Raw genomic sequence first — 14,220 nt, 5'->3', positions numbered from 1 at the left:
TCCTTATACAATTCTGAAGGCGTCTACCAACACACAGCGACGCAGACGCACAAACGTACGCGCACTGGTCACCCCTTCCCCGGTTGGTGTGGTAATGGTCATCGTGGTCCAGCCTTCACCACCCAGTCCAAGACCGGCAATGCACGGTCCGTTCTTAACGAAGATGCTGGTATCAATGGCGTTTGCCATACGGTTCATATTTTCGATATTGCGTGAGTGCATCGCCGCCGTATGGTGGCAGCCGCCTTCCAGCTTGACCGCCAGTTCAATGGCTTCATCGACGTTGGCAACTCGCACGACCGGCAGCACCGGCATCATCAGTTCGGTAACGGCAAACGGATGCGTCGCGGAGGTTTCGACGAATAACAGACGGGTTTGCTCCGGTACGTTCAGACCAATCGCCGCAGCGATTTTTCCGGCATCGCGCCCGACCCAGTCACGACTGACTGTGCCTTTACCGCGCTCATCGATATTTTTCAGCAGCACCGGCTGCAGCTGTTCGGCCTGAGCCGCGGTCAGTTTTACCGCATGCTGGCTTTCCATCAGACGCATCAGTTCATCAGCGACGCTATCGACCACGATCAGCACTTTTTCGTCGGCGCAGATGATGTTGTTGTCAAACGATGCACCTTTGACTATCGACTGCGCCGCGCGTGCCAGGTCAGCCGTTTCATCAACCACCACTGGCGGATTACCCGCACCAGCGGCAATCAGACGTTTGTTGGTGTGCTTACGCGCGGCGTCCACCACGGCTTCACCACCGGTCACCACCAGCAGGCCGATACCTGGGTACTTGAACAGACGCTGGGCAGTCTCGATATCCGGGTTGGCAACCGTCACCAACAGGTTTGCCGGACCGCCTGCGGCAACTACCGCCTGGTTAAGCAGAGTGATAGCGCGCTGAGAGACTTTTTTCGCCGCCGGATGCGGTGCGAAGACCACGCTGTTACCAGCGGCAATCAGGCTGATGGCGTTGTTAATGACGGTCGCGGCCGGGTTGGTGGATGGAGTTACCGAGGCCACCACGCCCCACGGTGCGTTTTCAATCAGCGTCAGACCGTTATCGCCGGTCAGAACCTGTGGAGACAGGCATTCCACACCCGGCGTGCCGCGCGCCTGCGCCACGTTTTTGGCAAATTTATCTTCGACGCGTCCCATGCCGGTTTCAGTGACGGCAAGTTCCGCTAATTCTCTGGCGTGCTTTTCGCCCGCCTCACGTAGGGCCGTGATAGCCAGTTGGCGCATGGCGACGCTTTTCAACCCCTGCTGGGCAAGTTTTGCTGCCGCCACTGCGTCATCCAGGGAGGCAAAAACGCCCATTTCTTGAACGGCACTGACGGGTTGGCTGCTGTCTTTCATTTTCAGCAGTACCGCTTTCACGACCTGTTCAATATCCTGTTGATTCATGATTTTCTGCCTTATTTATGGAAGATCACCTGACCACCTGCCACCACTTCATCGACAATGCCAATCACGCACAGATCGACAGGCGATGATTCATTCCGGTGCGCCTGACGGGCGGAGCTTCCGCTGACCAGCAGCACCCACTCTCCGGTTCCCGCCCCGATGCTGTCGATAGCAACAGCACATTGCCCGTCGGGATTTCCCTGGGCGTCAATCATTTCCACCATCAGCAACTTGTCGTGCGCGAGCCCCTGATGGCGTACGGTACAAACAATTTGTCCTGTAACGATTGCCAGTTTCATACGCGCCTCCGTGGCATATTTCAGGTAAAACCTCCCCCTACCCTCCGCAGAAGGTAATGTGAAAAGGAGAGAGGGTGACGCCAGCAATGAAGTCTGTGGCGTCACATGGACGACTTACATGTCGTTGCTGTCGCCTTTAAAGCTGATCGGGAACACTTCTTCCAGATCGCCGTGCGGACGTGGGATCACGTGTACTGAAACCAGCTCGCCAATACGCTGTGCTGCCGCAGCACCTGCGTCCGTTGCAGCTTTACATGCCGCTACGTCGCCACGGACCATGGCAGTGACCAGACCGCCACCGATCTGCTTCACGCCAACCAGTTTCACCCGTGCCGCTTTAACCATTGCGTCAGAAGCCTCAATCAGTGCAACCAGGCCCCGGGTTTCAATCATTCCTAATGCTTCCATTGTGTTTTCCTCTCATTAAGGGGTCCAGAACGGGACCTAAACAACCAGTGTTTGTGAGGCGTTTTCACGACTCACGTCAGTCTGGCGCGGCACTGCTGCCACCAACGCCAGTTCGATAATTTCCTGTACGCTACAGCCGCGAGAAAGGTCATGAAGCGGTGCGGCCAGCCCTTGAATCAACGGACCTACTGCGCGATACCCTCCCAGACGCTGAGCGATTTTGTAGCCAATATTGCCTGCCTCGAGCGATGGGAAGACCATCACATTGGCATTGCCCTTTAACGGACTGGCGGGCGCTTTTTGCGCTGCGACATCCGGAACAAAGGCGGCATCAAATTGCAGTTCTCCGTCCACGGTAAGCTGCGGGGCACGCTCACGAACGATCTCGGTCGCCTGCTGCACGTTAGCGACGTTAGGATGGCGAGCACTGCCATTACTTGAAAACGACAGCATGGCCACGCGCGGCTCTTCACCTGTGATCGCCTGCCATGTCTGCGCGCTGGCAATCGCAATATCCGCCAACTGTGCAGCGGTGGGCTGCGGCACGACGCTGCAATCGGCAAAACCTAATGACGGACCAAGGTACTGCGGCAGCATCAGGAAAATTGACGACAGCGTTTTACAGCCAGGCTGTAGCCCGATAATGCGTAATCCGGCACGCAGCACGTTTGCTGTTGATGAGAGATTGCCCGCAATACAGACGTCAGCTTTACCCGCGCTGACCATTGCAGCGGCGAACATCAGCGGATCGTTGAGTTTTTCCAGCGCATCCGCAGGCGTTTTATCTCCCGCGCGAGCCAGCCAGCGCAGCGCAAACTCTTCGCGCATTGGCTGATTGCTTTGCGGATCGATAACCTGAATGCCATCCATTGCCACCCGGTGGCTGAGGGCAAACTGGCGCAGCGCAAACGGACTGGCGACGAGAATTGGATGTGCCAGACCGTGCTGATGCAGGTAATTCGCCGCCTTCAGCACCCGGACATCCAGCGCATCCGGGAACACCACCCGTGCCGGTGAGCGTTGGGCGAGTTGACGAGCACGTTCAATGATCATTGCTTCTCCCCCAGTCGCTGTTGAATTTGGTTAACCGTCAGCGGATGCTTCGCAACGCTCAGAATCATCATCACGTAGACCGTACTGGAAAGGCGGTTGAGCGCCTGCATAATGTCCGGTCGCATAACCTCAAAACTGCGAGTGATGAACACCTGGGCCGCCACCGTCTCCGTTTCACGGACTTTGGTACGCAGCAGATTAAGCAGCGCGCAATCACGTCCGTGGCTGGCTTCAGGCACCAGATGGTCGTGGTCCAGATAGCGCAGCGGTTGATGCGAAAGACGGTGTAAATCTTCGTCACTTAAACCCACGACAGCTTGTGCTGCCAGCGGCTCATCCATGGCGTCAGCGCGCATAATATTGCCCAGGCGCGAGCGGATATCCGCCAGCCACGGCTGCCACGGTTCTGCCATCTCAATCTGCAACCACACAGCCAGGGCGATGGTGCTGTCCAGCGCGGCGCGAAATCCCAGCCGAGGGTCACTTTTGGCGACCATCTTGTCCGCCGTCAGATGCGTCAGGGTGTCCGGTTTCTTCGCCACCGGTTGATGGCACAGTTCGCAGCTGGCCTGTGGATGCGTATCGCTGCTGGTTAATCCATGCACCGGCTGCGGCTGCTGTTCTTCGTCATCAATAAACAGGCTGCCCTGCTCGTCGATAAACTTAATACGCAGATGTCGGCTTTCCAGTAATTCCCGGGCAGACGGCGTCAGGCGAGCGTCAGCGGGGAGATGAATTTCAGCCCCTTCGCTGAGCGTATGATTCGCTCTGAGCCATGCTTCGGTAATGAAATCCTTCATACATCCGCCTTAGCAGGACTGCCAGTTCGCAGGCCAGGCCACATACAGAAACTTCACCGTCGATGGCGTACCAAATTCGATGCTGGAACCTTTCGGGATAAACATGACGTCCCCGGCTTTTGCAATCATGGTTTCGCCTTCGTGGCGAACGTGCAGCTCGCCTTCCAGAATCATGTCGATTTCGTCGTAGTTCAGCGTCCATGGGAAAAAAGCGTTATCCCACTGCATGAACCCGGCGGCCATGCTGCTACCGTCCTGGTCGGTCACCAGATCGGTTAAGCCCACGCAGTGCGGCTGCGCGCCGTCAAAACGACCAAACTTCACGCTGCTGCCGTCGATGACTTTGACGCCGCCTTTGCCGGTTACCGAGCTAAAACTCGGCTGCATTCCGCCCTGCTCCAGCGACTGCTTCTCCTTCATAACTTTGTCCATCAGCTGGGCGACCAGGCTTTCGGTAAACTGCCCTTCCGGTAACTGCGCAATGATGGTTTCGCGAATGCGCTGGCTTTCCGTTTTGCCATCATCAACCGCCGCCGGTACAGCAGCAGTTGGCGCGGATTCATCGCATTCACTGATGGTAACGCCCAGCAGCTCCGCAACTTCGCGCGCCTCCGGGGTGATGATGCTGGCGCGCAGAACAACCGACATTTCCTGTTCGCCGCGTGCGTGGGCCGCACGAATATCGTTAGCTGTGATGAGTTTTTTCACCTGCCCTTTCCTCCTTTTGGCTGAGCTCAGTCAGATAATCCACCAGGTGCTGCACGCTGCGCGGGTCATGGCTATTGAGCTCAAAAATCGGCTCCTGAAACCCCATCCCGCGAAGTAGTTGTCGCGTTGCGGCGACGTCGGCATCCGGCATGTCCGTTTTACTGATAACGGCGATTTGTCGTTTACTGGCGCCGATATCCAACAGCCCGGCAGGTAAGCGACTTTCTTTATCATTTGCCGCGTGTATATAAATCAACGTATCGACATCCTGCAGCGTGGTAATTAAGGCGTGATACCAGCGCGGATGGCTAAAATATTCCCCTGGCGTATCGATATCGCCATTTTCATTAAACTCCACGGCCTGTGTTTTTCTGGCGAGGGAATAATTCCCCTGTAGCGCATTAAAGAGCGTTGTTTTCCCCGCCCCCACCGTACCGACAAATGCAATACGTTTCATCGCCGCCTCTGATTAACTTTTTGTCAGGTTGCACAAAGTGAAATTTAATAATCGACCCAGACCACTTACCGTCTGTAATAACGCTTCTTCTACTGCGCCTACCGAACCGTAGATCACCAGTGCGCCGCTGAATCTATCGAGAAAACCGATATGTACATCCGCCGCCTTCATGGCTAAGTCACCGGCAATCATCGCGGTTTCGCCTGGCGTCAGCGTCATGATGCCGATAGCGCCCGCTTCGGGTACGCCGATCTTTTTCGCTAATTCCTCGCCGGGGTGCGCAATGAGATGCGCCAGCGTGACCTGTTTCCCCGGCACAAATTCCTGAATAATGCGTTCTTTTTCCATTGCTCACCACCTCCGCTAAAACTGCCCTCATCGTGGCAATTTTTTGTCAGAGTAAATAACAAAATTCGGCAACCAGGTTTAAAAGGTGAAGTAGATCACTAAGAAAGGGAAAATAAAAAGGCGCGGGAGAAACCCGCGCCGGAAATAAATTAAAGTGAAATTACAGCGGCTGCGTTTGGGCTTCTACAACCGCCAGCGCCACCATATTAACGATACGACGAACAGAGGCGATCGGCGTTAATACGTGAACCGGTTTCGCAACCCCCATCAGCACCGGGCCAACCGTTACGCCTTCAGAACTGGAAACGCGTAGTAAGTTGTAACTAATACGGGCAGCTTCCATATTCGGCATCACCAGAATATTCGCTGAGCCTTTCAACGGACTGTCCGGCATGCGGTCATTACGGATGCTTTCCACCAGCGCGGCGTCGCCGTGCATTTCGCCGTCAATCATCAACTCTGGCGCGCGCGCCTTAATCAGCTCCAGCGCGTCGCGCATTTTGCTGGCCGACGGACAGTTAGAGGAACCAAAGTTGGAGTGCGACAGCAACGCCACCTTCGGTTCGATACCAAAGCGACGCACGGTCTCTGCCGCCATCACGGCGATTTCCGCCAGTTGCTCAGGCGTAGGATCGTCGTTGACGTAGGTATCGGCGATAAAGGTGTTACCGCTTGGCAGCAGCAAGGCGTTCATCGCCCCGGCAGTATGCACGCCGTCGCGATGACCAAATACCTCTTTCACCACGCTGAAGTGCTCATGGTAGTCGCCAATCGTACCGCAGATCATCGCATCCGCTTCGCCGCGCTGTACCATGATTGCGCCGATCACCGTAGTGTTGGCGATCACCGCACGCTGCGCCTGCTCCTGGGTAATCCCACGACGCTTCATAATCTGGTAGTACTCGCTCCAGTACTCTTTAAAGCGCGGATCGGACTCATTGTTGACGATTTCAAAATCGACGCCCGCTTTGATCTGCAGACCCAGTTTCTGGATACGCATTTCAATAACGCTTGGACGACCGATCAGGATCGGCTTCGCCAGCCCTAACGTGATCAGCTCCTGGGTAGCATGCAGTACGCGCGCTTCTTCCCCTTCCGTCAGCACCACGCGCTTCGGCGCTTTGCGTGCCAGGGAGAAAATCGGCTTCATGAACAGGTTGGTTTTGTAGACGAATTCAGTCAGCTTATCGATGTAAGCGTCAAAGTCGGCAATCGGACGCGTTGCCACGCCGGAGTCCATCGCCGCTTTCGCCACAGCAGGGGCGATTTTGACGATCAGACGCGGGTCGAACGGTTTCGGAATGATGTATTCCGGGCCGAAGCTCAGGTCCTGATCGCCATAAGCAGAGGCCACCACTTCACTCTGCTCGGCATGCGCCAGCTCAGCAATCGCGTGCACCGCCGCCAGTTTCATCTCTTCGTTGATGGCCGTCGCACCAACGTCCAGCGCACCGCGGAAGATGAACGGGAAGCACAGGACGTTGTTAACCTGGTTCGGGTAGTCTGAACGACCGGTACAGATGATGGCGTCGGAACGCACCTCTTTTGCCAGCGGCGGCAGGATTTCCGGCTCCGGGTTGGCGAGTGCCAGAATCATTGGCGCACGCGCCATCTTCTTAACCATTTCCTGCGTCAGCACTTTCGGGCCCGAGCAGCCGAGGAAAATATCTGCGCCGTCAATGACATCATCCAGCGTACGTTTACCGTCATCCACCACCGCGTAAGCCGCTTTGGTTTCCGCCATGTTCGGTTCGCGGTCTTTGTAAATCACACCTTTGGAGTCACAGACCACAATATTGTGTTTCTGCATACCCAGCGCTACCAGCAGGTTCATACAGGCAATCGCCGCCGCACCTGCACCAGACACCACCATGCGCACGTCAGAGATATTTTTCTCAACCACCCGCAGACCGTTCAGAATAGCGGCTGTACTAATGATTGCCGTACCGTGCTGATCATCGTGGAAGACCGGAATATTCATGCGCTCGCGCAGTTTTTGCTCAATGTAGAAGCACTCCGGCGCTTTAATATCTTCGAGGTTGATGCCGCCAAATGTTGGCTCCAGAGCCGCAACCACATTGATAAACTTATCCGGATCGAGTTCATCGACTTCAATGTCGAACACGTCGATCCCGGCGAATTTCTTAAACAGAACGCCTTTACCTTCCATCACCGGTTTGCCGGCCAACGCGCCAATGTTGCCGAGACCCAGCACCGCTGTGCCGTTGGAAATAACCGCAACCAGGTTGCCGCGCGCGGTGTATTTGTAGGCTGCCAGCGGATCCTTTTCAATTTCAAGACACGGTGCAGCCACGCCCGGCGAGTAGGCCAGCGCCAGGTCGCGCTGCGTTGCCAGAGGCTTGGTCGGAGAAACCTGGATTTTACCGGGTACCGGAAATTCGTGGAAATCGAGGGCGCTTTGTTTTAACTGGTCATCCATCTTGTTGTTCCTTTCACGTATCTATCAAAAAAGTGGCGCGGGTAACCATTCTACTGAGCCGCACATTATCACCTCAGTCAACGGTACAAACTTTGAAGGTCCCCAAACTCTCACCATTCAAAGAAAGAATTTGTTATCAATTTATAACAACCATGTTACCTGCTTAATCCAGCAATACCATGCCTGTCTGCTATGCTTTTTGCTGACAACGCCCGCAATTTTCCCAAAAGTGTGAATCACAACACGCATCTAACACTTTACTTTTCAAGGAGTATTTCCTATGCCCCGTAAAGAGCTTGCCAATGCCATTCGTGCGCTAAGTATGGATGCCGTCCAAAAAGCTAACTCCGGCCACCCTGGAGCACCAATGGGGATGGCCGATATCGCCGAAGTTCTGTGGAACGATTTTCTACGCCATAACCCGACCGACCCCACCTGGTACGATCGTGACCGGTTTATTCTGTCCAACGGCCACACCTCAATGCTGCTTTACAGCCTGTTGCATCTTTCCGGTTACGACCTGCCGATCGAAGAATTAAAGAACTTCCGTCAGCTCCATTCGAAGACGCCAGGGCACCCGGAAATTGGCTACACGCCGGGCGTGGAAACCACGACAGGACCGCTGGGTCAGGGTTTAGCCAACGCCGTCGGCATGGCCATTGCCGAGCGTACGCTGGCAGCGCAGTTTAACCAGCCGGACCATGAGATTGTTAACCACTTTACCTGGGTCTTTATGGGCGACGGCTGTCTGATGGAGGGTATTTCACACGAGGCTTGTTCGCTGGCGGGCACGCTGGGGCTTGGCAAACTCATTGGCTTCTACGATCACAACGGCATCTCGATTGATGGTGAAACCGACGGCTGGTTTACCGACGATACTGCAAAACGCTTTGAGGCTTATCACTGGCATGTGGTGCACGACATTGACGGTCATGACCCAGAGGCGGTGAAAAAAGCCATTCAGGAAGCGCAGGCTGTTACCGATAAGCCATCGCTGATTATCTGCCGCACGGTGATTGGTTTTGGCTCACCAAATAAAGCAGGGAAAGAGGAAGCGCACGGCGCTGCGCTGGGCGAAGAAGAGGTGGCACTGACCCGGCAGAAGCTGGGGTGGCATCATCCTGCTTTTGAGATCCCCAAAGAGATTTACCGGGCGTGGGACGCACGCGAGAGAGGCGAAAAAGCGCAACAGGGCTGGAAGGAGAAATTCGCAGCTTATCAACAAGCCTACCCGGAACTGGCGGCAGAGTTTTCTCGCCGGATGAGCGGTGGGCTGCCGAAAGAGTGGGAGGCAACAACCCAGAAATATATTACCGAGCTGCAGGCCAATCCGGCCAAAATCGCCACCCGTAAGGCCTCGCAAAATACCCTTAACGCCTACGGGCCTATACTGCCAGAGCTGCTTGGTGGATCGGCGGATTTGGCCCCCAGCAACCTGACCATCTGGAAAGGCTCCTCCTCTCTTAAAGAGGATCATGCAGGAAACTACATCCACTACGGCGTGCGTGAATTTGGTATGACGGCGATTGCCAACGGTATCGCCCATCACGGGGGCTTCGTACCGTACACCGCTACGTTCCTGATGTTTGTCGAATATGCCCGAAATGCCGCGCGTATGGCGGCGCTGATGAAAGCCCGACAAATCATGGTTTATACCCACGACTCAATTGGTCTGGGGGAAGATGGTCCTACGCACCAGGCCGTTGAACAGCTCGCTAGCCTGCGCCTGACGCCTAATTTCAGTACCTGGCGACCGTGCGATCAGGTTGAAGCGGCAGTAGGCTGGAAGCTGGCAGTCGAACGTCATGACGGGCCAACGGCGCTGATCCTCTCGCGGCAGAATCTGGCACAGGTTGAGCGCACGCCAGAGCAGGTGCAGCAAATTGCCCGCGGCGGCTATGTGCTGAAGGATGGCGGCGGTAAGCCGGATGTTATTTTGATTGCTACCGGTTCAGAAATGGAAATCACGCTGCTGGCAGCGGAAAAACTGACCGGCGAAGGTCGTAACGTGCGAGTGGTTTCTCTGCCCTCAACCGATATCTTCGACGCCCAGGATGAGGCGTACCGGGAATCGGTCCTACCAGCAAACGTCAGCGCTCGCGTGGCGGTAGAAGCAGGAATTGCTGACTACTGGTACAAATATGTCGGGCTGAAAGGGGCAATTGTTGGGATGACGGGTTATGGAGAGTCGGCTCCAGCGGACAAACTGTTCCCGTTCTTCGGCTTTACGGTAGATAACATCGTCGACAAAGCGCACAAGGTGCTTAACGCGTGATCCACAGCGTGGGCCAGGCATCTGGCCCATGCCAGTTATCGCAGCTTGGCTCCTGGGCATAGCGCACCAGGCGAAAACGTTGACCGTCGTAGCGCCAGCGGGTCTGGATACCGCAATCTGCCAACCCTCGTCCTTTAGCGAGGGTGACCAGCTCCCGCGACTTCTCGTCAAACGTAGCGTTGGTCAGCTCCATATCGCGACTTTCTGCATCCGTTTTAAACGGCAGGCTTAACCGTACCGCGCGTGAAGACAACGGAGTCGTACGTGAAACCACCCACGCCAGATCGATGGTGTTATACGCCCCGGCCTCACAGCCAATCATCAGCAGCGCTTTATCATCCGTTAGGGCCGTGACGCGCATCTCGCGACGCAGCGGATCGATAGAGCAACGAATACCGTTGATCCGCCAGTTACCATAGTCCAGCAGTTCACTGCGCTCCTGCTGTGTGAGAGGCGTTGGCGTTGGATTAATGACCGCTACACCTTTCAGCGCGGGGGCCGGAGGTACGCTGAGCGGAGGCTCGTCACCTTTTTCAATCCATGCGGTTTCGCTCCCCACCCGTTTTTGCTGGGCGTCGATAAACAACAATGCGGCTTTTAGCCCGACCAGCGAAAGGTTTTGCGCACCTTTTTGCAGGGTAATCGCCTTCGCGTCCTGTACGGTTTGTAAAAATGCGCTGATGGTGGCGGGATCATCGGTCGTCAGCTGCCAGGGAGTTATGCGCCAGTGCTCGCCGCTCAGCGAGAGTGGCGCACCATCCAACAGCAGACGCGGCGCAATATCGCTCTCTTTGACGCTGGACGATTCCAGCCCGCCCAGCTCAATACGCAACACGGCGTCGGTATGTGCCCCGGCGCTGCGGCTCAAGGTCATGACCAGGCCGTGGTGCTCTCCGGTATTGCGCGCCACGCAAAAATTTTGGTTATTACACGTCACCTGCCAGTCAGAAAACGCCTGTTGCGCGGGCGCAGCCCACAGCAATCGGGCGGGTAGCAACCCGAGCAGGAAAAGGAGAATAACGCGATAGCGCATGGACGGTACAACCCCGAAGTCAAAACACACAGCCTAAGCGGTATCTTCCTTGCGCGACTTATGTGGCTCAATAAGAATCGTCGGATTGGCCGTAAATTTGTAAAGAAATATAAATCCCGCGCATTAGTCCATGAGATGCGATGACTGCAAATAGTTCAGCAATAGCACCGTTTTACCGTCACGGATCTCACCCGTTTTGATCATTTCCAGCGCCTGTGTGAACGGCAGTTCCAGAACTTCAATATCTTCATCTTCCACGCCGCCACCCGCGTTTGTCCGCTGACTGTCACGGTATTGCGCGATGAAGAAGTGGATTATTTCCGTCACACCGCCCGGCGACATGTATAGCTCAAACAGTTTACGTACTTCACCCACTTCAAAGCCGGTCTCTTCAATCGCCTCTTTTCGAATACATGCTTCCGGTTCGTCGTTATCCAGCAGCCCGGCGCAGGTTTCAATCAGTTGACCGTCTTCGTTACCGTTGACCCATGTCGCAACGCGAAACTGGCGGATGAGCACCACCGTTTTCTTCTCCGGGTTATACAGCAGGATTGTGGCGCCGTTGCCACGATCGTAAACCTCACGTTTGTGACGGATCACCTCTCCATTCTTACGGGTCAGGTCATAAGTGATATTGCGCAGGACGAAGTAGTTATCGGAAAGGACTTTATCTTTGATGAGGGTAATTTTTTGCGACATACCGGCTCCACAGCAAGAAGTGAGAAATAATACTACGCCGTGAAACCGGGTTTGTCTTGGAACAATGTAGGCCTGATAAGCAAAGCGCCATCAGGCATTCATGCGGCACATTGCCGGATGGCAACGCTAACGCGTTTTATCCGGCCTACTCGCCGATTAATGAGATTTGACTGATTTTACGCCCAGCCAGTCGACGATCCCCTGGGCGGCATGCCGCCCTTCCGCCATAGCCGTCACCACCAGGTCTGCACCGCGTACCGCGTCACCACCGGCAAAGATTTTCGGGTTACTGGTTTGATAACGGTATGCACTTTCAACATCGGCGGCAATGCGCCCCCAGTTATCGACCTTAACGCCATGCGACTCCAGCCACGGCATGCCGTGTGGGTGAAAACCAAACGCCATAATCACCGCATCTGCGGGCATCACAAACTCACTCCCGGCAATGGGAACCGGGCGGCGACGGCCCTGCGCATCAGGTTCGCCAAGTTGAGTACGTAAGAAACGCACACCGCTGACTCGCCCATCGGCATGCAACACCAGCTCAACCGGCTGAACGTTAAACTCGAAATTTGCCCCCTCTTCCCGGGCGTTCTTCACCTCTTTTTTCGAGCCGGGCATGTTGGCTTCATCACGACGATAGGCGCAGGTCACCAGGCTTGCGCCATGACGCAGGGCGGTTCGCACACAGTCCATTGCCGTATCGCCTCCGCCCAGCACAACCACGTTTAGTCCGGCGGTATCGATAAACGGTTCTTCAGGCAGTTCCTCCAGCCCCATCACCTGCTTGGTGTTGGCAATCAGGAACGGCAGCGCATCATACACGCCTGGCGCGTCTTCATTTGGCAGGTCCGCCTTCATGGAACGATAGGTTCCTACGCCCACGAACACGGCATCGTAATCCTCCAGCAGCTTTTCAAGCGCGACATCCTTACCCACTTCACAGTTAAGTTCAAAATGAATGCCCATGGCGCTGAAGATTTCACGGCGACGCGCCAGCAGCGATTTGTCCAGCTTGAAGGCCGGAATACCGAACGTCAGCAAACCGCCAATTTCAGGATGGCGATCGTAAACGGTGGCGCTGACGCCGCTGCGCGCAAGCACATCCGCACAGGCCAGACCCGCCGGACCCGCACCGATGATGGCAACACGCTTGTCCACTTTCTGCACATGGCTTAAGTCCGGTCGCCATCCTTTACTCAGCGCCCGATCGGAGATGTAACGCTCAATATTACCGATGGTAACTGCGCCATGCTCGCTACGCACCGTACATGCCCCTTCGCAGAGTCGATCCTGCGGGCATACGCGTCCGGTCACCTCCGGCAGGCAGTTGGTCTGGTGAGAAAGCTCAACCGCCGCGTCGATATTCCCGGCTTTGACCAGTTCAATCCACTGCGGAATGTGGTTATGCAGTGGACAGGTCCATTCGCAAATACTGTGGCCGCCGCATTTCAGGCAGCGAGAGGCTTCGCGCTCCGCCTGCGCCGTACGAAACGGCAGATAGATCTCTTCAAAGCTGGTTTTCCGGGCCTCAATCGCCAGTTTATCCGGCTCCCCGCGCGCAGGCGTCGCCTGCATTTGCTCACGTTTAGTGATGACATGTGGAACAAAATCGGTAGTGCTGGCATGCCATGGCTGGCTTTCCAAACTTGCGGTACGCAGCCTGCGCGCTTTTGACAGACCGGTAAGCGAATTTTCCGTCACCAGCTGTAACGCCTGCGCCGGACAGTTCTCTACGCAGGCGGGTCCCTGTTCACGCCCCTGGCACAGATCGCATTTGTGCGCGGTAGCTTTCACCTTCCCTTTGGCGACGGGAGTGAGTACGATCTGCATCGTGCCGAAAGGACAGGCTACAACGCACGATTTACAGCCAATACACTTTTGCGGGTTCACCTGAACGCTGTCGTTATCATGGCTAATTGCCCCGTTTGGGCAACTTCTGGCGCAGGGTGCATCTTCGCAGTGGTGGCAGGTCACCGCGCTGCGCTGCTGCTGATGCTTAATGACGGTAATTCGGGGCTGAAAATGCCGTTGGCTCAGGACATGCTGTTCGCCATTGTGAGCCATGACGCAGGCGACCTCACAGGCATGGCATCCCAGGCACTGCTGGCTATTGACCATAATAAAACGATTCATGGCTTCCTTCTTTTTTGGTTGCAAAAACCTTATTCTTTATAAGAGTGTTATTAACCGACACGGAAGGAAGCGGCAATGTTCATTTGCCCAGGAAGCACAACTATTTATCCAGAACCTGTGGCAGATCAATTTATTTCATCGCATATGAAATTGTGTT

General features: G+C 55.4%; 13 protein-coding genes. 1 reads left to right on the top strand and 12 read right to left on the bottom strand.

Annotated elements, in window-relative coordinates:
* Positions 1-3 precede the first annotated feature (3 nt).
* The 9 genes from OGY17_RS21270 to maeB all read right to left on the bottom strand — a co-directional run bounded on the left by OGY17_RS21270 (position 4) and on the right by maeB (position 7,920).
* A complete protein-coding gene (locus OGY17_RS21270) occupies positions 4-1,407 on the bottom strand; it encodes an aldehyde dehydrogenase family protein (RefSeq protein WP_003835050.1) in 1,404 nt (467 codons plus the stop codon).
* Positions 1,408-1,418: 11 nt separating this feature from the next.
* The gene (gene eutN, locus OGY17_RS21265) at positions 1,419-1,706 is read right to left on the bottom strand and encodes an ethanolamine utilization microcompartment protein EutN (RefSeq protein ID WP_003038011.1); all 288 of its coding nucleotides are present in this window, start codon (positions 1,704-1,706) and stop codon (positions 1,419-1,421) included.
* Positions 1,707-1,820: 114 nt separating this feature from the next.
* Positions 1,821-2,114 carry an ethanolamine utilization microcompartment protein EutM gene (gene eutM / locus OGY17_RS21260; protein WP_003835054.1) on the bottom strand — a complete coding sequence of 98 codons (294 nt, stop codon included), beginning with the start codon at positions 2,112-2,114 and terminating at the stop codon, positions 1,821-1,823.
* Positions 2,115-2,150: 36 nt separating this feature from the next.
* The gene (gene pta / locus OGY17_RS21255) at positions 2,151-3,167 is read right to left on the bottom strand and encodes a phosphate acetyltransferase (protein WP_032944169.1); all 1,017 of its coding nucleotides are present in this window, start codon (positions 3,165-3,167) and stop codon (positions 2,151-2,153) included.
* Positions 3,164-3,967 carry an ethanolamine utilization cob(I)yrinic acid a,c-diamide adenosyltransferase EutT gene (gene eutT / locus OGY17_RS21250; RefSeq protein ID WP_003835057.1) on the bottom strand — a complete coding sequence of 268 codons (804 nt, stop codon included), beginning with the start codon at positions 3,965-3,967 and terminating at the stop codon, positions 3,164-3,166. Before eutT ends, pta begins: the two co-directional genes overlap by 4 nt.
* 9 nt (positions 3,968-3,976) lie before the next feature.
* Complete coding sequence (gene eutQ, locus OGY17_RS21245; protein ID WP_103285614.1) at positions 3,977-4,675, bottom strand: ethanolamine utilization acetate kinase EutQ; 699 nt, start codon at positions 4,673-4,675, stop codon at positions 3,977-3,979.
* Entirely contained in the window at positions 4,653-5,132 is a 480-nt protein-coding gene (eutP, locus tag OGY17_RS21240) for an ethanolamine utilization acetate kinase EutP (protein ID WP_003037998.1), read from the bottom strand. Before eutP ends, eutQ begins: the two co-directional genes overlap by 23 nt.
* A 12-nt stretch (positions 5,133-5,144) precedes the next feature.
* Entirely contained in the window at positions 5,145-5,480 is a 336-nt protein-coding gene (eutS, locus tag OGY17_RS21235) for an ethanolamine utilization microcompartment protein EutS (protein ID WP_003037995.1), read from the bottom strand.
* A gap of 160 nt (positions 5,481-5,640) precedes the next feature.
* The gene (maeB, locus tag OGY17_RS21230; RefSeq protein WP_003835063.1) at positions 5,641-7,920 is read right to left on the bottom strand and encodes an NADP-dependent oxaloacetate-decarboxylating malate dehydrogenase; all 2,280 of its coding nucleotides are present in this window, start codon (positions 7,918-7,920) and stop codon (positions 5,641-5,643) included.
* Positions 7,921-8,200: 280 nt separating this feature from the next.
* Between maeB and tkt the strand changes: the two genes are divergently transcribed.
* Positions 8,201-10,195 carry a transketolase gene (gene tkt, locus OGY17_RS21225; protein WP_286608299.1) on the top strand — a complete coding sequence of 665 codons (1,995 nt, stop codon included), beginning with the start codon at positions 8,201-8,203 and terminating at the stop codon, positions 10,193-10,195.
* On the opposite strand, the gene OGY17_RS21220 is transcribed toward tkt, so the two are convergent.
* The 3 genes from OGY17_RS21220 to aegA form a co-directional block, all read right to left on the bottom strand.
* Positions 10,185-11,228, bottom strand: coding sequence for a DUF1176 domain-containing protein (locus OGY17_RS21220; RefSeq protein WP_286608297.1), 1,044 nt, complete (start codon positions 11,226-11,228; stop codon positions 10,185-10,187). The two genes, tkt and OGY17_RS21220, sit on opposite strands and share 11 nt — an antisense overlap.
* Positions 11,229-11,351: 123 nt before the next feature.
* Positions 11,352-11,927, bottom strand: a complete 576-nt coding sequence (nudK, locus tag OGY17_RS21215; RefSeq protein WP_008785426.1) for a GDP-mannose pyrophosphatase NudK — start codon at positions 11,925-11,927, stop codon at positions 11,352-11,354.
* Positions 11,928-12,083: 156 nt separating this feature from the next.
* Complete coding sequence (aegA, locus tag OGY17_RS21210) at positions 12,084-14,063, bottom strand: formate-dependent uric acid utilization protein AegA (RefSeq protein ID WP_286608295.1); 1,980 nt, start codon at positions 14,061-14,063, stop codon at positions 12,084-12,086.
* Between the last annotated feature and the right edge of the window lie 157 nt (positions 14,064-14,220).

Origin of the sequence: Citrobacter sp. Cpo126, from assembly GCF_030332445.1 — a bacterium.
GTDB lineage: Bacteria > Pseudomonadota > Gammaproteobacteria > Enterobacterales > Enterobacteriaceae > Citrobacter > Citrobacter portucalensis.
Note: the sequence above shows the minus strand (reverse complement) of the source record. Positions and strands in the feature narration are given on the sequence as shown.